Consider the following 24124-nt stretch of genomic DNA (forward strand, 5'->3'; position numbering starts at 1 on the left):
CGCGACGCCGGATCATCCGCGGATCGGCGGCGCTAGCGTGTCGATGGCGGTCTGTCGCGATCGTCGCGGTTGCCTGAGCACGAACGCCATCGGCAAGCCGAACAGCAGAATCCATCGCACCGTGTAGTACACCATGACGTTCGAGTCGAACAAAAAGAACAGGAACGGCAGCGGCCACATCACGGCCTGTAGCGGCAGCCATCTGCGAGAACGGATTCCCGTGTTGTTTTGCACGACAAGCAGAATGGCGGGAATCGCAAACGACAAAACGAACCCGGCGATGCCGAAGTTCACCAGGAATTCCCCCGGCATGCCGAACAACAGGGTTGTCTTGTCGAGCGCGGTGCGCTCGAAATCGCGCATGATCTCGGATTTTTCCAGCGCGAACGTGTCGGGGCGATCACTCCACAGCGCACTTGGAACGATCGACGCGATCGCACCGACGAAGCTTCGCCCCATCGGGTACGCATAGGTCGGTTGCGTGACCGTATCGATCGCCAGTGCCTGCACGTCGAAGCGCGACAGGTCCCGAAACAGGAACACGCTGACCGGCCCCATGCTCAACTCGAGATCGCGCTGCTCGGCAAACCGCTGCGACAGATTCGCGATGTCGTCGTAGCCGAGGCCGAATTTCAACGGCATCAGCAGCAGGCCGGTCAGTGCCACGCCGATACCGGCGATCCGGATCGTGCGCGGCCTGATTCGCGCGATGAAGCTGTGATGGATGAACAGTGCGAACACCAGCACGAAGACGACACCCTGGCGACTCCCCGCGATGCCGGACGACAGCCAGCCCAGCACGCCGAGCTGAACGAAGGCCACGGCCGTCAGCACGACGCTGCGACGGCGTCGCATCATGAGGCAGACGAATATCCATAGCGGCGACGTGTTGGCCAGCGCCTGTATGACGCCCAAACCGCGAAACGGATCGTTGTCGGTGCCGGTTTGCTCGACGCGTGTGTCGTACAACTCGACGATTCGTGCGTAACCGCCCAGCTTGACGTAGATGAACGCGAGCGCGCCGAGCGACAGCAGCGCGAACAGATAGGCGAGACTGCTGACGCGCATGCCGGGTTCGAACGGCAAGCGGGCGTTGCCGAGGCGGCTTGCGTTGAGGTCGAGCGTCAGCTTGACGACCAGCACGCCGGCGAGGCTCAGGAAATACCACAGCGCGACGGCCGGATCGTCTTGCGGCAACAGTCGCAGATAGATCTCGTCTACCGCCAGCAGTTGCCACAGCGGGAACACGCCGAGAATGAAGAACAGAAAGATCCGGAACCAGCGTACGGTCGGGGTTCTCGGACGAATGGCGGCGATCGCCAGCATTAGCGCGACGTTCAGTAGCAGCAGCACGCCATGCATGCGCTGGGTAATCAGCAGCGTCGCGACGATCGCGGCAAGTGCGCCGACGGCGAACGTCGTCCACATCATGTGCCGGTGGTCGCCTGTCCGGCGCACCGCGAGGTTCGAACGCAAGAAATTCATCGGGATTGTCCGTCGATCGCCCAACCGCTGTAGTAGCCGTACTCGTTGCCGCGGCCCGGTTCTGTCACCGGCAGCTCGCCCGCACACTCGAGCACGACCCGCTCGTCACGAACGATCGAGAACGTCGGCAGCCCGGGCGTGCTCGGGACATCGACGAACGAAATTCCGGCCGGTAGCGGCCGGCGATCCTCGCGTGCGTTCTGGCCGATCTTCAGCAATGCGGGGCCGGTCAGGAATACACACACGAAAATGCGATCGACGAGCGGCCCGTGCGGCATGCGCGGCGACCCGTATGTCGACGCCGAAGGACCATCGGCGGCAACTTCGCGTTGCCCCGCCAAGCCCGGACGATAGAAAAAGAACAGCTCGTCGCGCACGATCGGCGGTTCGCTGCCCGTCTTGAACCAGCGGATGTAATGACGCGACGCGCGCAGATAGCCTTCGTGGCTCAGGATCGGGCCGAAGCGCGCGTCATACACGCTGGCCTGCCGGGCGCCCCCGGTCGGCGCGACATACGTCGATTCCGCCCAGTCGTTCCAGGTCACGATCTGCACCCAGGTCGCGCGCGACTCGATCGCCGCGCGCCATTCTTCCGCCATGCCGGCGAACCCGCGCGTCTCGAACGCGCGATAGTTCGTGCCTTGCGGCAAACCCCGGTAGTAAGGCGTCACGGGCGCCATGAAGACCTTGCCGGCGTTGCGCAACGCGGGGGCCAGTGCGCGCGTGGAGCGGGCCAGCAGCGACGGTGCGCCCGCCGCACCGAAATAGAAATAGCCGTCCGCGGAACGGATTTTTCCGACGATCTCGGCCGCCACGCTTGCGTCGATTTCCCGTTCTCCGGTGCTCGGAGACAGATGCGGGACAAAATACGCACCAAGGCGTCTGGCGGTCTCGATCAGCGATCGTGCGCCGGCGCCATGCCGGCCGCCCAGCGCGTACGCGGACAGCACGGGTCGTCCGTCCACCGTCAGCTGCGCGCGGCGTCCGCGAACCGTCCGGATGATGTCCGCGAGTTCGTCCTGTGCGTTGCCGTCGGCGGACACGAACAACTTGAACGCGCCGTCGAACCGGTCGGCCGCGTCGTAGATCGTCTCGACCCGCCGCTTGTAGTACGGCTCGGAAGCGTGCCACCCGCCGCAATTCAGTGCGAAGCCGTCGATGCCGGCCGCCATCGCGTCACGCATTTCCTGCGCATATTGTTCGGGGCCGGCCGTCTTTCCGCCTCTCGGCCACGCCACCATGTAGTGGGCGAAAACCCGGCGAGGGCCCGGCGCGTCGCTCGTCTCGCGGGTACGTGCGCGAAGCAGCCCGCCCGGGGCCAGCGCGGTCGCGACCGTCGTCGTGATGAAGGATCGTCGTTTCATGGCTGCTCCCGCCCGGCGGTCGCCGGAAGCGGCGCGGCGTGCGTGGCGTGACGCGTCAGCAGGACACATGACGACGACAGGATGACGAACGCCGCCGCGCCGACGCCGCAAATCGCGCCATAGGCGCCCAACTTCCAGCCGAACGCCGCGACCAGCGCGAGCGTGAGGACAGCCTCGAACGACGCCATCTTCATGAACGCGCGCCGGCTCCGCGCATATAGCCACAGCGACAGGATCCTGCAGAGAAACACGAGGCAGGCGCCCAGCAGCACGGCGAACACGAACGCAAACTGATTGACCCGGCTGCCGAGCGAATGTACCGGAAACAGCTGTATCTCCAGCAATGCATACGATGCGGCGGGGAGAACGATCAACCCCGCCAGCACGCTCGCCGAGAGCTTGCGTGCGAACCCGGGTGCGCCGATCAATCGAAGCGCCCGCCCGCCGCTTCCACTGATCGCCAGCGAAACCGATTGGCCGAAATTGAAGGCCAGGTTGTTGAAGCCTTTGGCAACGCGATACAGCGCGGCGCCGGCCGGCCCGGCCACGGCGGAAACGATCAGCACGTCGAGGTGCTTGGCGCCGGACAGCACCGCGTTCGCATACCAGCTGCTCAGCATTTCGCCGCGCGCCTGCGCGATAAAGTCGCGATACCAACGCAGCCCGCCGCCAACGGTGGGCGGATATCGGCTCGGTTCCGGACCGGTCGTGCCGCAGCGCGTCACCCACAGGTAGGTAGCAAGCAGCAGCGCGCCATACGCGGCTTCGACCAGCAGCAGCAGATCGGGAAGATGGCTGCGCAAGCCGTGGTATTCGGCGAGCACCGCGATGACAGCCAGGCGCGAAAGCGCCGAGATCGTCGAGATGATCAACACGACGCCATTGCGCCGGGTCACCCGGAAGAATCCGAGCGCAAAGTGCGACAGCCCATAACAAACGGGCGCGAGGACAAGCATTGCGGTCCAGTTCGGCAGCGCGATCGAGCCGGTTCGGCCCAGCAGCGCGCAAGCCAGACAGAACAGCACGGTCGAACCGAATGCGCTGACGCAGTCGAGCCGAAGCAGGTTCGGAAACCGTGCCCGGATGCGATCGATCGTGTAGATGCGCGCGGACCCGAAGTTGAAGGCGTCGATGGCGACGTAGAACAGCGCCAGCAACGCATACGAGCGACCGACGAGCACGGGGTCGAGGAGATGCAGCGCCAGTGCCGCCACGACGAAATTCACCAGGGCCGGCAAGCCGGCGCTGGCGACGACATGGATCAAGTCGGCGTTCAGGCGGCGCATCGCTCGACCAGGTAACGGCAGTACACGTCGTACTTTGCCTGCAGCGCCGAATGGGAAAACGCGGCGGCTTTCGCCTGCTGCCGGATGCGCATGTCGACGAGCTGGGCGCGGTCGCGGGCGACCGCCTCGACCGCACCGACGATCGCGTCGACCGAGCCGGCCCGGATCACGTCGCTCGCAGGCAGCACTTCCGGTATTCCGCCCACGCCGGTTCCGAGCACGGGCGTGCCGACTGCCATCGCTTCCAGCATCGCGCGCGGCATCCCTTCCTGAAGCGAGGGCAGCACGAACAGATCGTGTTCGGCGACGGTCGCGCAGGCTGTTTCCGACGAGACCTGTCCGCGGAATGCGACGACGTTGGCGATGCCCAGCGTATGGGCCAGCGCCTCCAGTTCTCCGCGCAACGCACCGTCGCCGACGAGCGTCAGCACGACGGGCACGTTCTTGCGTTTCAGGCGCGACACGGCTTCTAGCAGCGCCACGTGCCCCTTGCTCCGGTTGTGCATCATCGAGACGTTGATCAGCCGCAATGACCCGGGCCGCGCGAGCGCGTCGGGGTCGCGGGCCGCGAAGAGTCCGTTCGGCAGGAAGGCGTCGCTGAAGCCGAACGAATCGGCGCGCGAGCGCGCCGGATACTTCGCCTGCAAATAGGTTTCGGTCACGTATCGCACGCTTTGCGCGCGCCGCGCGGCGAGCGCGGTCGAGCTGCAATGGATCCATTTCGCGACGCGGCGCAACGGATGGGTGGACGCATCCTTGCTGAAGTAATCCTCCGGATCGGCAACGATTTCGGCCGAGAACGGCTTTCTCGTGATCCAGCACAGCAGCAGTGCGAGTGTTGCCACATTGCCCGGAAAGCGGATCATCAGTGTTTGCGCGCTCCGGATGACGCGGAACAGCCGTACCGCTGTACGCGGCAAGCCCGTCAGCCAGCGGCGGCCGCCGCGAATGGCGCCCAGGTCGACGAACGACGTGCGCGGCCCGGTGACGACGGAGCCGATCGGCTGGGCTTTCGGAAACGCGCGTGCGACGATGCGCACCGCGTCGAAATGCTGCGCGAACCGGTTCGCGAACTTCTCGTGGCCCATATGAGGACTGTAGATTTCGTCGCCGACGCGCGAAAAATTACCGTCCATCACAAAGGTGATTGAACTGCTCGATTTCATGACGGATCCTTTCGATCATCTCGTTGTAGCGCGTCGCGTCTGCCGTGCGCAGCGCCTGCCAGTACGTGCCGTCGTCGTGCGCAAGCTCGCGAGCGAGCGCGGCGACGCGGCCTGCGTCGAAGTCGCTGGCGTGCACCACGTAGCGCGACAGGCCGAGGTCGTCGTATGCAGCCTGACCTTTGCGCTCGTACGCGATATGAATGCTCGGCACGCCGGCCAGCACGCTTTCGAGGCTGCCGTGCAGCCGGACGGAGACGACCACCGGGCGCTCGCGCGCGACGAGCGTCGCCAGATCGTCGACCTGCTCGACATCGAACGTGTCGCGATAGAACGTGTCGTCGCCGTTGCCGCGGCCGCTGCTTTGCAGCGCGAATCCCGCGTTCGGCAGCAGCTTCGCGACGCAACGCAGACGGCTGACGTAGTCGTCGCGATACGGTTTGCCCTTCAGGTCGCGGAACACGAACCGGATCGGGCGGGAGTGTTCGGCACGACGCTCCGCGTCCGGCTCGGTGCGCGGTGTCCGGCCGATCTCGAGCACGACGAGGTCCCCCGTGCGAATGCCGTGCGGGTGTGCAAGCTCGTCGACGCTCTGGTCGTCGCGCAGGAACACGACGTCCACGCAACGCCGGACCAACGCCGCCAGCAGCGTGCCCGGCAGCGACTTCAGCGGACCGATGCTCTGCGGCAGATAGATCGATCGCTTCGAGCGCCGCAACGCCGTGCAGGCCAGCTGGCTGCCGTGCGCGACGAGCGATTTCCAGCCCTCCATGCCGCTGGACGCGCGCAGGTAACCGCCGCCCACGCCGAAGAACAGCGCCGGCCTCGCGCGGCCGAAGCGGCGCACCGATTCGATGCAGAAACGGGCCAGCGACCAGAGGCGGATGTTCGCGTCGTCGAGATAGCCGCGGAACGATGCCGGATCGAGGCAGACGATCGTGACGACGCCGTCGATGCCGGCGGCGCGGATCGCCTTCAGGCTCAACTTGACCAGCAGGCCGTCGCCGCTGTTTCGCGAGCTGTATGCGTGCAACAGATAAACGTCAGGCTTGTTCATAGATCCGCATCAGCGATTTCAGGAAATGTTCCTGCCTGAAGGTCTGGTCGAACACGTGCCGGGCGTTCTCACCCATGCGCCGGCATTTGTCGACCGTCAGGCGGTTCAGGTTGTCGGCGAGGCATTGCCCGGTGAGCTCGGTGAGGATGATCCCGTTGTAGCCATGGATCACCTGCTCGGGCAGCGAGCTTTCGCCGGAGACGACGAGCACCTTGCCGGCGCGCATCGCCTCGATCGGCACGAGTGCGAGCCCTTCCCAGCGGGACGGCACGATCACGACGTCCATCGCCTGCATGGCGCTCTTGGTCGCGGCTGCATCGACCCAGCCGTGGTAGACGATCCGGTCGTCGCCGGCCCGCTCCGCCGCGACGCCGCCGCGCACCGCCATGCCGTACACGTTGATCTCGATGTCCGGCTTCAGCGCCGGCACCGCGTCGAGTACGACGTCGAAACCCTTCTGGTAATCGAGGCGGCCGAAATAGCCGACGCGTATCGTCGAGCTGCCGGACGGACGATCGAGAGCGGCCCTGGCCTCGTCGCCGGCAATGCCCGTGTAGACGAGGTCGACCTTCGACATCGGCAGCCGGTACTTGCGTGCCGCGCGCAATTCTTCCAGCGACATGCAGACGATCCGATCGCATCGAGTCGCCAGCAGGCGCTCGGTCAGCGCGTAGCCCAGCCGCGTGACGGAGCCGACGTCCTTCTTCAGGAACGCCCACGCGTGGGGGGTGTACAGGACCTTCGCGTGTCGATGCCGGCGCAGGCGCACGTACACGCCGGGGAACGTGCTGTGGCAATGGATCACGTCCGGACCGATGGCCTTCAGCAATGCGCGGATCTCGCGCGCGACCCTGGCGATGCGCGCCGGATGCCGGCTCGACCGGTATCCGATCAACGTCAGCCCGTCGACGCCGGGCGTGCCGGTCATCTTGTCGGGATCGCAAATCAGCAGGACCTCATTGCCCATCGCGATCTGCTCGCGAGCCAGCGCGCCGACATAGGTGGCGATACCGCCCACCCAGGTTTCCACGACATGCACGATCTTCATGACGCCTCCCGCTCGCGCGTTGCGGGCGCGTCGTTCGCTTCGGTCGCACCGTACGGCGCATAGCGATACGCGCCGTATCGGGTGCGATAGCCGAATGCGCGCGTGTCGATGCCGTTGAAGAGGACGCCGAGCAAGCCCGACGAAATCCTGTTCAGCTGCTTCGCCGATTCGGCGATCTCGTCGATCGTCGTTTGTCTCGCGCGGGTCACGAGGAAGGTCGTTGCGCAGTGCGGCGCCAGAATGCTGGCGTCCGCCACCGCGAGCACCGGCGGCGTGTCGATGATCACGACGTCGTAGGCGGCGCTCATCTCGTCGAGCAACCGGATCGTCGATTCACCCAGCAGCAGCTCCGAGGTGGATTGCGACGCGGCGCCCGTCGGGATGAAGTCCAATCCTTTGGAGACGCCGTGCCGCGTGGCGTCCTGCAACGAGACGCGGCCCGTCAGCAGGTCGGATAGCCCGGGTGCGCTCCGCACGCCGAACGAATCGTGCAGATGACCGCGCCGCATATCCGCATCGATCAGCAGCACGCGATGGCCGGCGGCGGCCATCACGGCAGCCAGGTTGGCCGACACGAAGGACTTGCCGACACCGGGGCTCGGCCCTGTCAGCAGCACCCGGTTGTTGTTCGCGTCGAGCAGGGTCAGGCCGAGGGCCGTGCGCAGGCTTTTCAGGCTCTCGATGGCGGCATCGGCGGGGCTCTCGTTGGCCAGCAGCGACGGGATGTACCCGCGCCGCGCGGCCGTTGCGGCGGCGGTCCGCTGCATCGGCGAATCGGGGATCGTGCCGTAGACGCTCAATCCGGTGCGGCGCTCGATGTCGCTCGAGTCCTTCACGCCGCCGAACAGCGACTCGCGCGCGACCGCTGCCGTGACGCCCAGCATCACGCCGAGAATGGCTGAGAGCGCGAGAATCAACGCCTTGCGCGGTTCGACCGGCTCTTCCGGGACGGGCGCGTTGTCCACTTCGCGAACGTTGCCCACCTTGCCGGCCGACACCAGCCGGAGCTGCTGGATATTGTTCAGTACGCCGACGTACATTTCGTTGCCGACTTCGACATCGCGACGAAGCCGGAGCTCGTCCTGTTCGATATCGGGGAACGCGCGCAGGCGTGCCGACAGCCCGTCGATCTTCTGTTTCGCGCCATCGATCTGACGATCGAGCGCCTGCATCTCGGGATGGCCGGCCGCGAACCGGGTCGACGCCTCCGCGCGCTTTTGCTGCAACGCCAGCAGCGTCGCCTGGGTTGCGATGCTGTCCTGCAGGTAGGCCTGCGCTTCGATGCCGAGGTCGAACGTGCCGCGCTTGCGCCGCATCGCGTTGTATTTCGCTTCGGCCTGTTCCAGGTTCTGTTTCAGTTGCGGCGCCACGTTCTCGAGGAACGCGAGGGACTTCTCCGCCTCAGCTGATTTCCGCTTGACGTTCTGCGCGACATACGCCGTGCCGATCGTATTCAGGATGTTCGCCACCGTGTCGGGATCCTCACCCTTCAGCGACACGTTGATGACGTTGCTCTGCTTGCGAATCTCCGACACGGTCAGGTGTTTCTGCAACCGCTGCAGCGTCTTCAGTTCGGAATGACGTTCCACCTGGAACACCGCACCCGGTCGCGCATGGAGTGCGTCGACGCGGATCCGGAACGTGCCGCCGGCCTGCGTCGACTCGACGAGCTGCCCGAGCGCGCCTTCGATCGGCTGGTCGAGATCGCCGTTTTCCAGCCGGAAGCGGCCATCGGGCAGCGCCGTCAGTTCGAACCGGTCGCCCTCGAAGGTTTTCGGCACGTCGAACGTGCCGATCTCGATCGACTCGGTACCCCAGCCGTATCCGCCGAACCCGAACAACCCGGGCCGGGACAGGCCGTGTGCGCGCGCGGCGATCGCCTTGCCGATCAACGGGAAGCGCTTCGGTGCCGCGTCGATATACAGGCGCAGGTTCTTGACGGCATGGCCGACGACCATTCTCGACTGGAGGATCTCGATCTCGGCCGCCGCCTGGATTTTGCCGTCGAAGAGCGACGACACGCTACCGAGCAGCGAGTCGGCCCCGCCCGTGCTGTCTTCGACCTGAATCAGCAGATTCGACGCGTAGATCGGGCGGGCCAGCAACGCATACGCCGCGCCCGCGGCGAACACGGCCGCCGCGATGCCGGCCACCAGCCAGCGGTTCGTCAGCAGCAGATCGACATACCGCACGAGTTCCGGCTCGTCGCCCAGGTCTGCTTCGGGTAACGGGTTCGGTGCTTTGTTCATGGAAATTCCGTTCATCATTCGATGCTCATCTCAGTGCCTGGATCTTCGGCACCCACGCGTTCACGCCTCGGTCGATCAGGGAATAGGCATGCCTGAACGCATCGATCGGCTTCAGGTACGGATCCGGCACATCGATGCCGTTCCGTCCGTCGAGCTGGAACACGCGCCCGAGCGAAAATGGATGGCGCTCGACGATCTCGCGCTGCTGGCCGGCTTCCATCGTCAGCACGATGTCCGCATGACGTACCAGTGCCGCGGTGAGCTGCTGCGCGCGATGCGCGGAAATGTCGATCCCGGCTTCGGCCGACACGGATGACGCGAGCGCGTGCGCCGGGGCCCCGACGAGCGCCGACGTGCCGGCGGAGACCACCTCGATACCCGGCAGTCGCGACCGCAGCAGCCCCTCGCCGATAGGGCTGCGGCAGATGTTTCCGGTGCACACGACGAGAATGGTTCGAATCATTTTTCCTCCGGCTTTTCTGTTGTGAATGCCGTATCGATGGCTTTCGGTCATTTCGTGACGATCGCGCCCGTCAACCCGGCATTGATCGCCGGCAACAACAGATTCAGCACGCGGCTGAAGCGGACGAGGCTGTTGCTGTCCACGTAGACGACATCCTTCGGCTGAAGGTCGAACTGATTGGCGAGCACCATCGCGACGGGCGAGCTTGCGTCGAGGTGGAACACGCGCGGCGCGTCGCTCGACGCACCGCGGATCACGTAGAGTTGCGCGGCGTCGGCGCTCGCGCTGTTGAAGCTGCCTGCTTGCGACAGCGCGTCGCTCAGCGTCAGCCGGCCCGTGCGCAACGGCAGCGCGGTGACCGGCCGGGTCACTTCGCCCATCACGTAGACGCCGTTCTCCTCGCGCGGCAGCACGCGCAACAGATCGCCGTCGCGCAGCAGCAGGCCGGCGGGATTCGTGCCGCGCGCCAGCATGCCGGGCAGGTCGAGCGGATACGAGACGCCGCCGCGCACCAGCACGAGGCGGCTCTGATCGGCCGCCGGCAGGAAGCCGCCCGCGCGGCCGACTGCTTCGTACAGCGTCATCGGCACGTCGTTGACCGGAACCGTGCCGGGCGTGCGCACCTCGCCGTCGACATGAACGTGCTTCGCGCGGAACGACGCGACGCGCACCGTGACCTTCGGCGTGACGAAGTAGTGCGCGAGCGCGGCCGAGATCGCGCGGCGTGCGCCGTCGACGGTCAGGCCCGCGACCGGCACGTTGCCGGCATAGGGCACCTGCACGTTGCCCGCGTCGTCGATCACGAACCCTTGCGGTGGATCGGACGGCCGCACGTTGGTCTGCTGCAACGGCCCCTGCGCGATGGTCAGCTCCGGGTGGTCCCAGACGGTCACCTGCAGCACGTCGCCCGCGCCGAGCGTATAGGCGGCGGGGCGGCCGAGCAGCGCATCGACCTGGTTCTCGGCGGCCGCGTGCGCGTCGGCCTTCAACTGGCGGATCAGCGTCGCGTCGATTTCGGAGATCGGTACCGGCGGCGTCGCGGCAGGTGCCGGCGCGTTGCCGTTCGAACCAGGCAGGCCGGTCGTGGCAGGCATCTTCATCCCGGGCGCGAGCGCACAGCCCGACAACACCGCGCAGCAAAGCACGCCGACGCAAGCGCGCACGGTGCCACGCGCAGGCGATGGGGCGTTCGCGGACGTGCGATGGCGGCGACCGCCGAAGGATCGGAACAGAGATAACTTCAAGATGGAGCCTATTCGGACGTGTGAAGCGGGTGGACGATCTGTATGCGGCACTCAGTACGCGTTCTGATGACCGAATCCGTGCAACACCGTCGCACCGATGATTCGCAGATCGAGCGCGAACGACCAGTTGCGCAGGTAGTAGAGGTCGTACTCGACGCGGGACTGCATGCTTTCGAGTTGTTCGGTCGCGCCGCGCAGCCCGTTGACTTGCGCCCAGCCGGTGATGCCGGGCTTGATCCGGTATCGGTGGATGTAGCCGTCGACGAGCGTGCGGTACTGCGCGTCGTGCTCCACCGCATGCGGGCGCGGGCCGACCACCGACATGTCGCCGAACAGCACGTTGACGAACTGCGGCAGCTCGTCGAGGCTCGTGCGCCGCAGGAACGCGCCGACCTTCGTCACGCGCGGGTCGTTGCGCGTGGCCTGCGCGACCGTGCCGGCTGGTTCGACATGCACGCGCATCGTGCGGAACTTGTAGATGTCGAAGGTCTGGCCATCCGCGCCGCGCCGCTTCTGCGTGAACAGCACGGGCCCCGGCGACGTCAGCTTGATGACCGCGGCGACGACGAGCAGCAGCGGCATCAGCCCGACCAGCACGACGGCCGCGAACGCACGGTCGAAGATCGCCTTCGCGAGCCGTGCACCGCGCGACAGCGGCGGTGCGGCCAGCGAGATCGCCGGTTCGCCGAGGATGTCTTCGACACGGCTGCCGAACAGCGCATGCTTGCTGACGTCCGGCATCAGGCGCAGTTCGACGAAATCGTGGCGGAATTCGTCGATCACGCGGGTGATCGTGGCGTCGTCGTCGAGCGGCAGCGCGATCCAGATCTCGTCCACGCGTTCGGTGCGGGCAAGGGCGGCGAACGAGGCAAGATCGGTGGCGACGAAAGCGCCTCCGCCGAACGGGGCCGCGTGCTCGGTGGTGCGATACGCGCCGACGAACCGGTAGCGCGACGCGCCGGCCGTGTCGATCGAATCGGCGAGGCGTTCGAGCCATTCACCGCCGCCGACGATCGCGACGCGGGATGGCGTGCACGGCACATGGAGGCTACGGTGGCGTGCGACGCTCAGCCCGAGCCGGAACACGGCGAGCGCGATCGCGACGCCGAGCGTCCAGCAGAAAAGCCAGACCAGCAACGTCATCGTGACGGATGTCAGTGCGATCATCATCAGTAGAACGAAGCCTTGAACGACAAACCAAAGCGCGAGGGTGCGCAGAGCGTAACGCGTGGCCGGACGCGTCCGGCCGTCGAGGCCGATGTCGGCCAGCCGCAACACGAACGCCGCGAGCAGCGCGCTGGCGCCGATCAGGATCCATTCGGTTCGGACTGCGGCGAGATTCCACATCGAACCTGGGTGCGTGATGCCCGCGATGACGATGATAAGGAGGACATCGACGGCGCATATGGCTCTTGTTGCGCTACCTTTTTCCTGCTTGCGTTTCATACCTATGTTCATTCAGCTTGATGCACGGTCAATCCGGTGTTGCGGCATGGACTGATCGCTGGCGTATCGGGTGAACCAGATCTGACATCGATATTTAAAAATGACAGTTGGCAAGGAAGAAACCGAGTTTATGGGGGGGGCCATCTCGGAACCATCAGACAACGTGTCGTCCGCCGAAGAAAACAGATAGGACAAGTACTATTTCGTTGCGCGTGCCTGGGCGGTGAAACAACGAAACGTCGGGGTAGGGGCGAGGGGAGAGCGGGCTCGATGTAAGACCCGTCCGATGAAGATCGGTGTCGTCTACGCTTCTAATACGAGCGTTTCATCCGACACGAAGTACTGAAAGGGGGTGATGCTGATTGCCGCGATTGATCTTCCACGCGACAACGTGCAACCACTCTAGCCGAGGTTGGGCGCTGTCAGATGTTGATTAGGTGCGCTTTCATTGGCGCGGGTCGTCGGCCGATGCCTTGCTTGCCCGCAGCCCCGTTGATTTCGGGGGAACCGCGCTGGCTGGCCGAATCGTCCATTCGTTGCAGATGTGTTAGAAACCGTGTCGGTCGAACGCTTCGGCACGTCGGCCGCACGTCGCACGAGGATGTCATTCGCGTCGTGCGACGTGCATTCGCACTCAGGCGCCAAGCGTGGCGATCAGGGATGCAAGCCCGCGCTCACGGTGTCCTTTAGCCGCGCGGCGGTGATCTCGCCCATGTGCGATTCGACGAGGTTGCCTTTCGCGTCGAAGAAGAGCGTCGTCGGCAGCCCGCGCGAACCGTAGGCCTGCATCGCGTGCAGCGTGCGATCGAGCAGCACGTGATCGAACCGCAGCCCTTTCTGTTCGAGGAACGCGCGCACTGTCTGCGCATCTTCGCCCTGGTTGACCATCAGCACCGTCATCCCCGGATGATCCTGCTGCGCTTGCGCGAGGATCGGCATTTCGCGCTGGCACGGCGGGCACCACGTCGCCCACAGGTTCACGACGACGGGCTTGCCCGCGAAGCGTTGCGCGGGCACCGGCGTGGCGTCGAGCGCCTCGAGCTGCAACGCGGCAAGCGGCGGCGCACTGCGCTGCAACGTCGCGAGCGTGCCTTGCGCGATGCCCCATGCGGCGAGCCCCGCGAGCATGCCGGCCATCACCGGGCGACGCAGCGCGGGCAGGCGGCGCAGTCGCCAGCCGGCGAACACGAGCGCGGCGGCGACGCCGATGCGCCAGTCGAAGCCGCCGTCGCCGAGCGCGACGATCGAGCGCGGGGCGGCTGAATACTCGGACCACCATTGACCGACGTAACCGACACGCGCTGCGATCAGGCCGAGCAGCAGCGTGTCGAGGATCAGGCTCGCGGCGCTCTTGTGCTGGCCGTCCGGCGGGCGGCGCTGCATGAAACGGGCGACGAGCCATGCGATCAGCGCGGCGACGGCTACAGCGATGACGCGGATCGAGAAGGGACCGATGCTCAACATAGGAAGGAAAGAGAATGACGTGACCGGGCTCGGGGCAGGCGGGAAGATTGTCGACCGCAGACAGAGAAGCCATCAACGGGCGGGCGGCGTTTCGACACGATGTCGTGCATGCGGGTTCCCTTCGCGGTCCGCGCGCGGCGCCGTCACCGGCATTGCCGCGTCGCTAGCCGCCGAGTCGATAGGCGGTAAAGAACTCGTACCACGGCGACCCTTGCGCGACCGGCACGCCGAGCGCCGACGTGCGCTGCTTCAACGCGGTGAACACGTCGTTGATGCGCGCGGCCTGCGCGGCCTCGCCGAACGGATGCGGCTTTGCCCGGCCGGCCGCGAATGCGCCGTAGGCGATCGCGAGCAGGCGCGCGCTGTCGTCGATCGCGAAGATCGAGCCGTTGATTGCTTCGACGAAGCGCGGCCGGTCCGCTTCGCGCGAGGTGGCGATGCACTGGAACACGATCGCCGACACTTCGTGGAGGTCGTTCTCACGCAGCAAATCGGGCAGGCGCGCGGCGATCCGGTCGGCCGGTTCGTCATGCAGCGCCGCGCCGAAATCGAGCACGGCGGCCATCGGATTGCGGTCCTGCTTCATGCGATCGAGCGCCGACGCAGTCGACGCGGCCGCCGCTTGCGCGTCGTCGCCAGGCGCGGCCCGCAGCACGTCGGCCACCTGCTGCCGCCACTCCGGAAAAATCATCCGCACGTTGCCGAACTGCTCGCCGCCCGGCGCGGCCGGATTCCACCGGTAGACGATCGTGCCGCCGTGAATGAACGGCGAATACAGGTGCTCGGCCGTTTGCGGCAGCGGCCGCCGGTTGATCGGCAGCCACGCGAGCGTCAGCCAGTCGTAGCGGCCAGTGGCGGGCACCGACGGGCTCGAACTCGCGACGACCTGCCAGGTGCCGCGGTTCGCGTAGCGCCGGCGTGCATCGGGCACCGCGACGGTCTGCTGTTTCGCGGTATCGAAGTAGGTGGTGCCGGTTACGTTTTCGCCGCTGTCCGGGGCCGGCGTGATGGTGGCGATGACCCACGAGGCGCCGTCGGCCGAACGATAGTCGGCCGGCTGCAGCGTGGCGACGTCGTGCACCATGCGCGTTTCGGCGGCGACGGGGCTCGGCGGGAGATGGGCGGGACCGGCGACGATGCTCGGCATGGACAACCCTCGGAATCGGGTGCGTATCGGCGGATGGGGCCGATACGTGGCGGCGCATGGTATTGCTACATAACTGTAGGACGCCGTGGCCGGAAACGGAAACCAGCCGAGATGGGCTCCGGCGACGCCAGCGACGGCAGCGACGGCAGCGACGCCAGCGGCTCCAGCGATGCCAGCGATGCCAGCGGCGCGGACAGCGCCAAGCCCCGCTCACGCGCTCCGCCACTTCGGCTTACCATGCGCACGTGGGCCGGAACGCCCCCCGCCGATCGAGATCGAACATGACCGACACGAAAGCCATCACAGCGCACTGGACGCACGTCGCCGACCAATGGATCGACTGGGCCGGCAGGCCGGGCCACGATGCGTTCTGGAAGTATCGCGAGGGGCTGGCCGCCTACCTCGGCCGCGGAGCGGGCCGCGCACTGGAGATCGGCTGCGGCGAGGGCCGCGTGAGCCGCGAGTTGAAGGCGCTCGGCTACGATGTGACCGCGAGCGACGCGGTGCCCGCGATGCTCGACGCCGCGCGTCGCGCGGATTCCGCGCACCGCTACGCGCTCGCCGACGCCGCAGCGCTGCCGTTCGATCCGGCCAGCTTCGATGTCGTGATGGCATACAACGTGCTGATGGACCTCGACGACATGGCCGCCGCGCTGCGCGAGGCGCGCCGCGTGCTGAAGCCGGGCGGGCTGCTGTTCGTGTCGCTCGTGCATCCGTTCCGCGATCGCGGCCGTTTCGCGGGGCCGCAACCCGACGCGCCATTCGTGCTGGAAGGCACGTATTTCGGCAGCGAGCATTTCGAAGGCGTGGAAACGCGCGACGGGCTGTCGATGCACTTCGCGGGCTGGTCGCTGCCGCTTCAGGCCTACATGGATGCGCTGGAGTCGGCTGGCTTCGCGATCGTGTCGCTGCGCGAACCGCTGCCCGACCGCGCCGACACGGACACGCTGAAGCAGTGGTCACGCGTTCCGCTGTTCCTGTGGATCAAGGCGCGGCCGCTGGATTGAAGCCGTGGCGGCCGCGCTGCGTGCCGCACGATCAGCGCGGCAGGACCTTCCGATAGATCACGAATCCGCTCTTTTCCGCGACCGTGTCGTACAGCCGCATCGCCGTGTGATTCGTTTCGTGCGTCTGCCAGTACACGCGTTCGGCGCGATGCGCCTGTGCGGCGTCGTACACGGCTTCGATCAATGCGCGGCCCACGCCCTTGCCGCGTTCGCTGTCGAGCGTGAAGAGATCCTGCAGATAGCAGGTCGGCCCGGCCAGCGTCGTGCTGCGGTGATACAGGAAATGCACGAGCCCAACGAGCCGGCCATCGCGTTCCGCGACGCGCGCATGCACGGGCTCGTAGCCGTCGAAGAAGCGCGACCACGTGAGCTGCGTGATCTCGCGCGGCAGCGCGGTGTCGCCGAAGCGGCCGTAGAAGCGGTTGTAGCCGTCCCACAGCGGCAGCCAATTGTCGAAATCGTCTTCCCGCACGGGGCGTACGGTCAGGCCGGCGTCGGTAGCGTTCATGGTCGCGAACCTCGTCGATGATGTTGGAATGAAGCGTTGCCAGCGCGGCCGGCAACGGGAGCAGATCGTTACGATAGAAAGTTCGTGGCACCATGTGTAGACCCATGACATCTACACAATCTGGAGCCACGATGGATTACGCCGTGTTGCTGTCGACCTTCGAGCGCGAGGCGGGGCCGCATGCGGCTGCGCGGATGTCGCAGCAGCAGCGGCTGTACGCATGCCTGCGCGATGCGATCCTGGGCGGCCGGATCGCCGAAGGCGCGCGGCTCGCTGCGTCGCGCACACTCGCCGACGAGCTCGGCATCGCGCGCAACTCGGTGCTGTACGCGTACGAGCGGCTCGCGTCGGAAGGGTTCGTGACCGGCTCGCGGCAGGGCACCGTGGTCGCGCGGGTGGGCCTGCGCGGGTCGCGGGTCGCCGCCGCGGCGCCCGCCGGCGATACGACGGTGCTGTCGCGGCGCGTCGCGCGGGCCGAGCGCGCGACGAGCGGCCTCGACGAATCGCTGCCGTTCATGCCGGGCGCGCCGGCCGTCGACGAATTCCCGCTCGCGCAGTGGCGTCGCTGCATCGAACGGGCATGGCGCAACGCCGGGCCGGCGCAACTCGGCTATCAGTCGGCCGAAGGCGATGCGGTGCTGCGGGACGCGATCGCAGGCTATCTGCGTGCGTCGCGCGGCGTGCGCTGCGACGCCGCGCAGGTGATCGTCACCGACGGCACGCAAGGCGCGCTCGACCTGTGCGCCCGCGCGTTGGCGGACGCGGGCGATGTCGCGTGGATCGAGAACCCCGGCTATCAAGGTGCGCGCAACGCGTTTCTCGCGGCCGACCTGCGTGTCGAACCGATCGGCGTCGATGCGCAGGGGCTCGCGCCGCATCCGGACGACTGGCGCGATCGTGCGCCGAAGCTCGTCTACATCACGCCGTCGCATCAGTATCCGCTCGGCGCGGTGATGAGCCTCGAACGGCGGCTCGCGCTCGTCGCACAGGCACGCGCGGCCGGCGCGTGGATCGTCGAGGACGACTACGACAGCGAGTTCCGCCACCATGGCACGTCGCACGCGGCCGTGCAGGGGCTCGCCGACGATGCACCCGTGATCTATCTCGGCACCTTCAGCAAGGTGATGTTTCCCGCGTTGCGGCTCGGCTTCATGGTCGTGCCGCCCACGCTCGCGCAGCCGCTGCGCGACGCGGCGGGCGCGCTGATGCTGCAGGGCCGCGCGGTCGAGCAGCGCGCGCTCGCGGATTTCATCGACGCGGGGCATTTCACGCGGCATCTGCGGCGCATGCGTCGCGTCTATGCGGAGCGGCGCGACGCGTTGCACGATGCGCTGGCGCGGCGGCTGGGCACGCGGCTGACGGTGTCGGGCGGCGCCGGCGGCATGCATCTGTCCGCGCGGCTCGACGTGCCGGTGGCCGACACGGAACTGAGCCGCGTCGCGCAGGCGCACGGGCTGATCCTGCGGCCGCTGTCGTCGTTCTGCATGCCGGGCACCGCGCACGGCTACAACGGGCTCGTGCTCGGCTACGGCGGCGTGCCGGCCGAGCGGATGGACGCGCTCGCACGCCGGATCGGCGAGATGATCGACCGCGTGCTGGCCGCGCGGTGACGGGCGTCGCGCCGCGTTCCGATGGCGTCGCGGCGCGACGGCGCGCGGTAGCGCTTACCCGCGCATCGGCGGATTGACGCGCGCGAACGCGTCCTGCCGGCGATACGGGAAATACGGATACGGCGCTTCGACCGCACTCGCCGCATCGAGCTTCGCGATTTGCGCGTCGGTCAGCGACCAGCCCACCGCGCCGAGGTTCTGGCGCAGCTGTTCCTCGTTGCGCGCGCCGACGATCACCGACGACACGGTCGGCCGTTGCAACAGCCAGTTCAGCGCGATCTGCGGGACGGTCTTGCCGGTTTCCTCCGCGATCGCGTCGAGCGCATCGACCACGTCGTACAGCCGCTCGTCGTCGACCGGCGGCCCGAAGCCGGCCGTGTCGTGCAGGCGGCTGCCTTCGGGCAGCGGCGCGTTGCGGCGGATCTTGCCGGTGAGCCGGCCCCAGCCGAGCGGGCTCCACACCAGCGCGCCGAGGCCCTGGTCCGCGCCGAGCGGCATCAGGTCCCACTCGTAGTCGCGGCCGACGAGCGAGTAATAGACCTGGTTCGCGACGTAGCGCGACCAGCCGTGCCGGTCGGCCGCCGCAAGCGACTTCATGATCTGCCAGCCGGCAAAATTCGATACGCCGATGTAGCGCAGCTTGCCCGCGCGCACCAGGTCGTCCAGCGTCGACATCACTTCCTCGACCGGCGTGGCCGCGTCGAACGCGTGAAGCTGCAGCAGGTCGATGTAGTCGGTGCCGAGCCGGCGCAGCGCGTCGTCTACCGCGCGGATCAGCCTCGCGCGCGACGTGCCGGCGTCGTTCGGCCCGTCGCCGGTCGGCAGGCCCGTCTTCGTCGAGATCAACACCTGGTCGCGCCGTCCGTGGATCGCGGCGCCGAGCACGCGCTCGGAGGCGCCGTCGGAATACACGTCGGCCGTGTCGAACAGGTTGACGCCGGCATCGAGGCAGATGTCGATCAGGCGGCGCGCTTCGTCGACGCCCGTGTTGCCCCATGCGCCGAACAACGGGCCGGTGCCGCCGAACGTGCCTGCGCCGAAGCTCAGCACGGGAACCTTGAGGCCGGAGCGGCCGAGCGTGCGGTATTCCATGTCGTGTGCCCTCTCTGGATCGGAAGCCGGCGCGAGTGGGCGCCGGCAAGGTGGATCCTCACTCTAGCGCTTGCGGTTCGGCCGGATAATTGGGCAGACTTCGAAAATATCATTCGGAGAAAGCGAAGAATGCTGCTCGATAACCTCGCGCTGTTCCTGCGCATCGTGGAAAAGGGCGGGCTGGCCGCGGCCGGCCGCGAGGTCGGCCTGTCGCCGGCCACGGTCTCCGAGCGGCTGGCGGCGCTCGAGAGCCATTACGGCGCGGCGCTGCTCACGCGCACGACCCGCGCGATCAGCCTGACCGACGAGGGCCGCACGCTGGTCGCCGGCGCGCGGCGCCTGCTGGCCGAAGCGGACGAGCTCGAAAGCCGCGTGCGGCTCGGCGCGCAGACGCTGTCGGGGCCCGTGCGGCTCAGCGCGCCGGCCGACCTCGGGCAGGCGCGCGTCGTGCCCGTCGTCGACGCGTTCCTGGCCGAGCATCCGGGCGTCACGGTCGACCTGCATCTCGGCGACGGCTACGTCGATCTCGTCGGGCAGGGCCTCGATTTCGCGATCCGGCGCGGCACGCTCGCCGACAGCGCGCTGCGCAGCCGCTCACTCGGCCGTTCGCGCCGCGTGGTGTGCGCCGCGCCCGCCTATCTCGCCGCGCACGGCACGCCGCGGCATCCGGACGAACTCGCCGCGCACGACTGCATCGTGATGCGTTTCGGTCAGGAGCTGTATGCCGAGTGGCCGTTCCGCATCGACGACGCGCTGAAGCGCGTGATGGTGCGCGGCCGGCGCGTGGCCAACGACGGGGCGCTCGTGCGCGCGTGGTGCGTCGCGGGGCACGGCATCGCGCTGAAGTCGCTGCTCGACGTCGAGCAGGATCTGGCGTCCGGTGCGCTCGTCGAGATCCTGCGCGACTTCTCGCCGGGAGAAGTCGACCTGCAGATCGTTTATCCGGGCGGCGCCGCGCAGCCGCGGCGCGTGCGGGCGCTGATCGAGCGGCTGGCGCAGGCGCTGGCAGCAGCGGAATGATCGCAACCGGATCGCGTCGCGCCGGATGCCTCTGCGTACCGGACGCGACGTGATGACGGCGGATGCGGTGCGATGGCGGACGAAGCCGCTGCCAGCAACGACAGCGAACGCAGAAACCGCTGGCCGGACCGGTTGTCCACGTTTCGTCATTTAGCTAATATTCGAAACGTCAAACGAAACCGCAACCCATGGACGACGTCACCCGCATCAGCGCACTGGCCAACGAAAGTCGTCTCGCCGTGATGCGCTGGCTCAAGCAGCCGCGCGAGCATTTTCCGCCGCAGCCGCACGGCGACTTCGACGAACTCGGCGTGTGCTGCACCTACATCACCGAGAAGCTCGGCATCGCGCCGGCGACGACCACGCGGCACATGCGCATCCTCGCGGATGCCGGGCTCGTGCAGGCGACGCGCGTCGGCAAGTTCACGTACTACAGGCGGATCGACGATGCGCTGCATCAGTTGGGCCGCGATCTCCTGCAACTCTGACCTTCACCGAGGCAATTGACATGGATGAACTCGCCCTGCTGGCCGACGCCGACCGGCGCGCGCATGCGTATCTCGCAGCCACGAACGAACGGCGCGCGTATCCCGACGCGGCCGCGCTCGCCGGTCTTGCGGCGTTCGACGAGCCGCTGCCCGACACGGGCCGTCCGGCCGACGACGTGCTGCGCCTGCTCGACGAGCGCGGCACGCCCGCGACCGTCGCGTCGAACGGCCCGAACTACTTCGGCTTCGTGATCGGCGCGACGCTGCCGGCCGCGGCGGCGGCCGAGCGGCTGATGCTCGCGTGGGATCAGTGCGCGTCGTCGTTCGCCAATTCGCCGGTGGCCGCGACGATCGAGCGGCAGGCCGCGCGCTGGATCGTCGACGTGCTCGGGCTGCCCGAGGGCAGCGCGGTCGGCTTCGGCACGAGCGCGACGGCCTGCACGCTCGTCGCGCTGGTCGTCGCGCGGCGTGCGCTGCTCGCCCGCAAGGGCTGGGACGTCGACGAGGACGGCCTCATCGGCGCGCCCGAGGTCAAGGTGGTGGTCTCCGAGCTCGTGCACGTCACGGTGAAGAAGGCGCTGCGCGTGCTCGGCTTCGGGATGAAGCGCGTCATCGTCGCGCCGGTCGACACGCACGGCCGCATCGACCCGGCGCAGTTGCCGCCGCTCGACGACATGACGATCCTCTGCGTGCAGGCCGGCGAAGTGAACACCGGCGAATTCGATCCGTTCGCGGCGCTGATTCCGCCCGCGAAGGCCGCCGGTGCGTGGGTGCACGTGGACGGCGCGTTCGGGTTGTGGGCGCGCGCGTCGTCCAAGCGCGCGCTGACCAACGGCATCGACGGCGCGGACAGCTGGACGACCGACGGCCACAAGTGGCTCAACACGCCGTACGACGGCGCGATGGTGATCTGCCGCGACGCGGCCGCGCTGGCGACCGCGATGAACAGCGACGCCGTCTACCTGAGCGGCGCGCAGGACGCGCAGAAGAACCTGAACCTCGAATTCTCGCGGCGCGCGCGCGGCATTCCGGTGTGGGCCGCGCTGCGCGCGCTCGGCCGCGCCGGCGTGGCGACGATGATCGAGCGGCATTGCGCGCAGGCTGCGCGCGTCGCGGACGGCCTGCGCGCGGCCGGCTACGACGTGCTGAACCGCGTCGTGCTGAACCAGGTGCTCGTGCGCGCCGGCACCGACGACGAGACGGCGGCGATCCTTCAGGCCGCGCAGGATTCGGGCGATGTGTGGTTCGGGCAGACCGTGTGGCAGGGGCGGCCGGCGTTCCGGATCAGCGTGTCGTCGTGGCGCACGGAGGACGAACACATCGATCGTCTCGTCGCGTTGCTGACGAAGCTGCGCGGCGTGCACGTGGGCTGAGCGGCGGCGGCGCGCGACCTTGGCGCGGCACTTGCATTGCGCATGCGTCGCCAACCCGCGGAAGAAGCTGTCTCATTGTGCCTCAGACCGGGCAGTGGTGTGCGGCTATGCCGACGCGCGCATACACGTTTCTCATCCGCATGAAAATGCCGGACAATAACGCGGCATGCGCGCCGCGCCGGCCCGGGCGGCACGTTCAACCGCTGCATCACGCTGACGAGATCCCCATGTCCACGACACCTCCCCGGGAACTGCTGAAAGCCGCCGACATCGCGAAGATGGAACCGACGCGCGCGGTGCATTCGCTGAATCCCAATGCCGTTCGCCTCAAAAGGCAGCTCAGCGACCTGACCGGCCTCACGCAAATCGGCGCTCACCTGCTCACGCTGATGCCCGGTCACGAATCGGCCGAATATCACCGTCACCTGTACGAGGAAGAATGCGTGTACGTGCTGTCCGGCACCGGCACGGCCACGATCGGTGAACGCGCTTTCGACATCGGGCCGGGCGATTTTCTCGGCTTTCCGCGCGGCGGCGATGCACACACGTTGCAGAATACCGGCGACGTGCCGCTGCAACTGTTCATCGCCGGCCAGCGCCTCGAACACGACGTGTGCGAATACCCGAGAATCGGCAAGCGGCTTTACATCGCCGGCGAACTCGAGGATTTCGTCGATCTGCCGAAACGGCCGTAGACGGCACACATTCGCATCGGCCGCCGCCGCGCCTATGATGCAGGAACGCTACTCACGGGATTCCACGCCATGGACGCGCCGCATCCGCCGATGAATGCCCCGATTTCCGAAACGGAACCTGAAACCGAAACCATCGCCGAGCCGCGCGCGTCGCGTGTGCATCGGCCTGTCGCGCTCGTCACCGGATCGACGTCGGGGATCGGCGCGGCCATCGCACGGCGCCTGTCGGCGGATGGCTATGCGGTGATCCTGCATTCGCGCAGCTCCGCCGAGACCGGTCGCGCGATGGCGGCCGAGCTCGGCGCGAGCTACGTGCAGGCCGATCTCGCCGACGATGCGCAACGCGTGAAGTTGATCCGCGACGCGCTCGCGGTGCACGGGCGGCTCGACGTGCTGGTCAACAATGCGGGCGCGAGCCGCGTGATTCCGCACGACGATCTCGCCGCCGCGACGCCCGACGTGTGGCGCGAGATGCACGAGATCAACGTGATCGCGCCGTTCCGGCTCGTCGCGGAAGCGCAGCCCGCGCTGCTCGAAGCGGCGTCGAGCGGGCGCGCCGGGTGCGTGATCAACGTCAGCTCGCATGCGGGCGTGCGGCCGAAGGGCGCGTCGATTCCGTACGCGGCGGCGAAGGCCGCGCTCAATCACACGACGCGCCTGCTCGCGCGCACGCTCGCGCCGGCGATTCGCGTCAACGCGGTGGCGCCGGGGCTCGTCGATACGCCGCTGACGGCCGACTGGACCGAAGCGCAGCAGCTCTGGCACGAGCGTGCGCCGATGCGCCGCGCGGCGACGCCGGACGACGTCGCGCAGACGGTCGCGATGCTCGTCGCGTCCGACTACGTGACGGGCGAGATCGTGATGCTCGACGGGGGAATGAACCTGACGTGATGCGGTGCGGTAACGTCGTGATCC

The 24124-nt window shown here is 67.4% G+C and carries 21 protein-coding genes; 7 read left to right on the top strand and 14 right to left on the bottom strand.

The window, feature by feature from the left end; translation table 11 throughout:
- Positions 1-12: 12 nt before the first annotated feature.
- The 12 genes from ACP26O_RS23365 to ACP26O_RS23420 form a co-directional block, all read right to left on the bottom strand.
- On the bottom strand, positions 13-1572 hold the full coding sequence (locus ACP26O_RS23365) for a hypothetical protein (protein ID WP_244098994.1): 1560 nt from the start codon (positions 1570-1572) through the stop codon (positions 13-15).
- Complete coding sequence (locus tag ACP26O_RS23370) at positions 1482-2849, bottom strand: glycoside hydrolase family 71 protein (RefSeq protein ID WP_175664428.1); 1368 nt, start codon at positions 2847-2849, stop codon at positions 1482-1484. The genes ACP26O_RS23365 and ACP26O_RS23370 overlap by 91 nt, the downstream gene beginning before the upstream one ends.
- On the bottom strand, positions 2846-4135 hold the full coding sequence (locus ACP26O_RS23375) for a hypothetical protein (protein WP_426356330.1): 1290 nt from the start codon (positions 4133-4135) through the stop codon (positions 2846-2848). Before ACP26O_RS23375 ends, ACP26O_RS23370 begins: the two co-directional genes overlap by 4 nt.
- Positions 4123-5271, bottom strand: coding sequence for a glycosyltransferase family 4 protein (locus ACP26O_RS23380; protein ID WP_175664430.1), 1149 nt, complete (start codon positions 5269-5271; stop codon positions 4123-4125). The genes ACP26O_RS23375 and ACP26O_RS23380 overlap by 13 nt, the downstream gene beginning before the upstream one ends.
- Complete coding sequence (locus ACP26O_RS23385) at positions 5261-6355, bottom strand: polysaccharide pyruvyl transferase family protein (RefSeq protein WP_175664431.1); 1095 nt, start codon at positions 6353-6355, stop codon at positions 5261-5263. Before ACP26O_RS23385 ends, ACP26O_RS23380 begins: the two co-directional genes overlap by 11 nt.
- Positions 6342-7403: a glycosyltransferase family 4 protein gene (locus ACP26O_RS23390; RefSeq protein WP_175664432.1), complete on the bottom strand. Its 1062-nt coding sequence runs from the start codon at positions 7401-7403 to the stop codon at positions 6342-6344. The genes ACP26O_RS23385 and ACP26O_RS23390 overlap by 14 nt, the downstream gene beginning before the upstream one ends.
- Positions 7400-9652, bottom strand: coding sequence for a polysaccharide biosynthesis tyrosine autokinase (locus tag ACP26O_RS23395; RefSeq protein ID WP_244098995.1), 2253 nt, complete (start codon positions 9650-9652; stop codon positions 7400-7402). The genes ACP26O_RS23390 and ACP26O_RS23395 overlap by 4 nt, the downstream gene beginning before the upstream one ends.
- Positions 9653-9677: 25 nt before the next feature.
- Positions 9678-10115, bottom strand: a complete 438-nt coding sequence (locus tag ACP26O_RS23400; protein WP_105833646.1) for a low molecular weight protein-tyrosine-phosphatase — start codon at positions 10113-10115, stop codon at positions 9678-9680.
- Between the two features lie 47 nt (positions 10116-10162).
- On the bottom strand, positions 10163-11215 hold the full coding sequence (locus ACP26O_RS23405) for a polysaccharide biosynthesis/export family protein (protein ID WP_175664434.1): 1053 nt from the start codon (positions 11213-11215) through the stop codon (positions 10163-10165).
- 195 nt (positions 11216-11410) lie between these two features.
- Positions 11411-12706 (bottom strand): undecaprenyl-phosphate glucose phosphotransferase, encoded by a 1296-nt coding sequence (locus ACP26O_RS23410; protein ID WP_244098996.1) that lies wholly within the window; start codon positions 12704-12706, stop codon positions 11411-11413.
- A 753-nt stretch (positions 12707-13459) separates the two neighbouring features.
- The gene (locus tag ACP26O_RS23415) at positions 13460-14269 is read right to left on the bottom strand and encodes a TlpA family protein disulfide reductase (protein ID WP_175664436.1); all 810 of its coding nucleotides are present in this window, start codon (positions 14267-14269) and stop codon (positions 13460-13462) included.
- A 163-nt stretch (positions 14270-14432) separates the two neighbouring features.
- Complete coding sequence (locus tag ACP26O_RS23420; protein ID WP_175664437.1) at positions 14433-15416, bottom strand: hypothetical protein; 984 nt, start codon at positions 15414-15416, stop codon at positions 14433-14435.
- 281 nt (positions 15417-15697) lie between these two features.
- On the opposite strand from ACP26O_RS23420, the gene ACP26O_RS23425 reads away from it, so the two are divergent.
- On the top strand, positions 15698-16423 hold the full coding sequence (locus ACP26O_RS23425) for a class I SAM-dependent methyltransferase (protein WP_165752365.1): 726 nt from the start codon (positions 15698-15700) through the stop codon (positions 16421-16423).
- 31 nt (positions 16424-16454) lie between these two features.
- On the opposite strand, the gene ACP26O_RS23430 is transcribed toward ACP26O_RS23425, so the two are convergent.
- Positions 16455-16931, bottom strand: a complete 477-nt coding sequence (locus ACP26O_RS23430; protein WP_175664438.1) for a GNAT family N-acetyltransferase — start codon at positions 16929-16931, stop codon at positions 16455-16457.
- Between the two features lie 131 nt (positions 16932-17062).
- On the opposite strand from ACP26O_RS23430, the gene ACP26O_RS23435 reads away from it, so the two are divergent.
- Positions 17063-18541, top strand: coding sequence for a PLP-dependent aminotransferase family protein (locus ACP26O_RS23435; protein ID WP_175664439.1), 1479 nt, complete (start codon positions 17063-17065; stop codon positions 18539-18541).
- A 54-nt stretch (positions 18542-18595) separates the two neighbouring features.
- Here ACP26O_RS23435 and ACP26O_RS23440 read toward each other — a convergent pair whose 3' ends face one another.
- Positions 18596-19633, bottom strand: coding sequence for an aldo/keto reductase (locus ACP26O_RS23440; RefSeq protein ID WP_426356331.1), 1038 nt, complete (start codon positions 19631-19633; stop codon positions 18596-18598).
- A 129-nt stretch (positions 19634-19762) separates the two neighbouring features.
- Between ACP26O_RS23440 and ACP26O_RS23445 the strand changes: the two genes are divergently transcribed.
- The 5 genes from ACP26O_RS23445 (at position 19763) to ACP26O_RS23465 (ending at position 24100) form a co-directional block, all read left to right on the top strand.
- A complete protein-coding gene (locus ACP26O_RS23445) occupies positions 19763-20653 on the top strand; it encodes a LysR family transcriptional regulator (RefSeq protein ID WP_126226425.1) in 891 nt (296 codons plus the stop codon).
- A gap of 188 nt (positions 20654-20841) precedes the next feature.
- On the top strand, positions 20842-21141 hold the full coding sequence (locus ACP26O_RS23450) for an ArsR/SmtB family transcription factor (protein WP_012365181.1): 300 nt from the start codon (positions 20842-20844) through the stop codon (positions 21139-21141).
- A gap of 20 nt (positions 21142-21161) precedes the next feature.
- Positions 21162-22514 carry a pyridoxal phosphate-dependent decarboxylase family protein gene (locus ACP26O_RS23455; RefSeq protein ID WP_175664441.1) on the top strand — a complete coding sequence of 451 codons (1353 nt, stop codon included), beginning with the start codon at positions 21162-21164 and terminating at the stop codon, positions 22512-22514.
- Positions 22515-22741: 227 nt separating this feature from the next.
- Complete coding sequence (locus tag ACP26O_RS23460; protein ID WP_011660063.1) at positions 22742-23209, top strand: cupin domain-containing protein; 468 nt, start codon at positions 22742-22744, stop codon at positions 23207-23209.
- 69 nt (positions 23210-23278) lie between these two features.
- On the top strand, positions 23279-24100 hold the full coding sequence (locus ACP26O_RS23465; protein ID WP_175664442.1) for an SDR family NAD(P)-dependent oxidoreductase: 822 nt from the start codon (positions 23279-23281) through the stop codon (positions 24098-24100).
- Positions 24101-24124: the final 24 nt, after the last annotated feature.

Source organism: Burkholderia sp. R-40, from assembly GCF_049942845.1.
In the GTDB taxonomy this organism is placed as follows: Bacteria; Pseudomonadota; Gammaproteobacteria; order Burkholderiales; family Burkholderiaceae; genus Burkholderia; species Burkholderia ambifaria.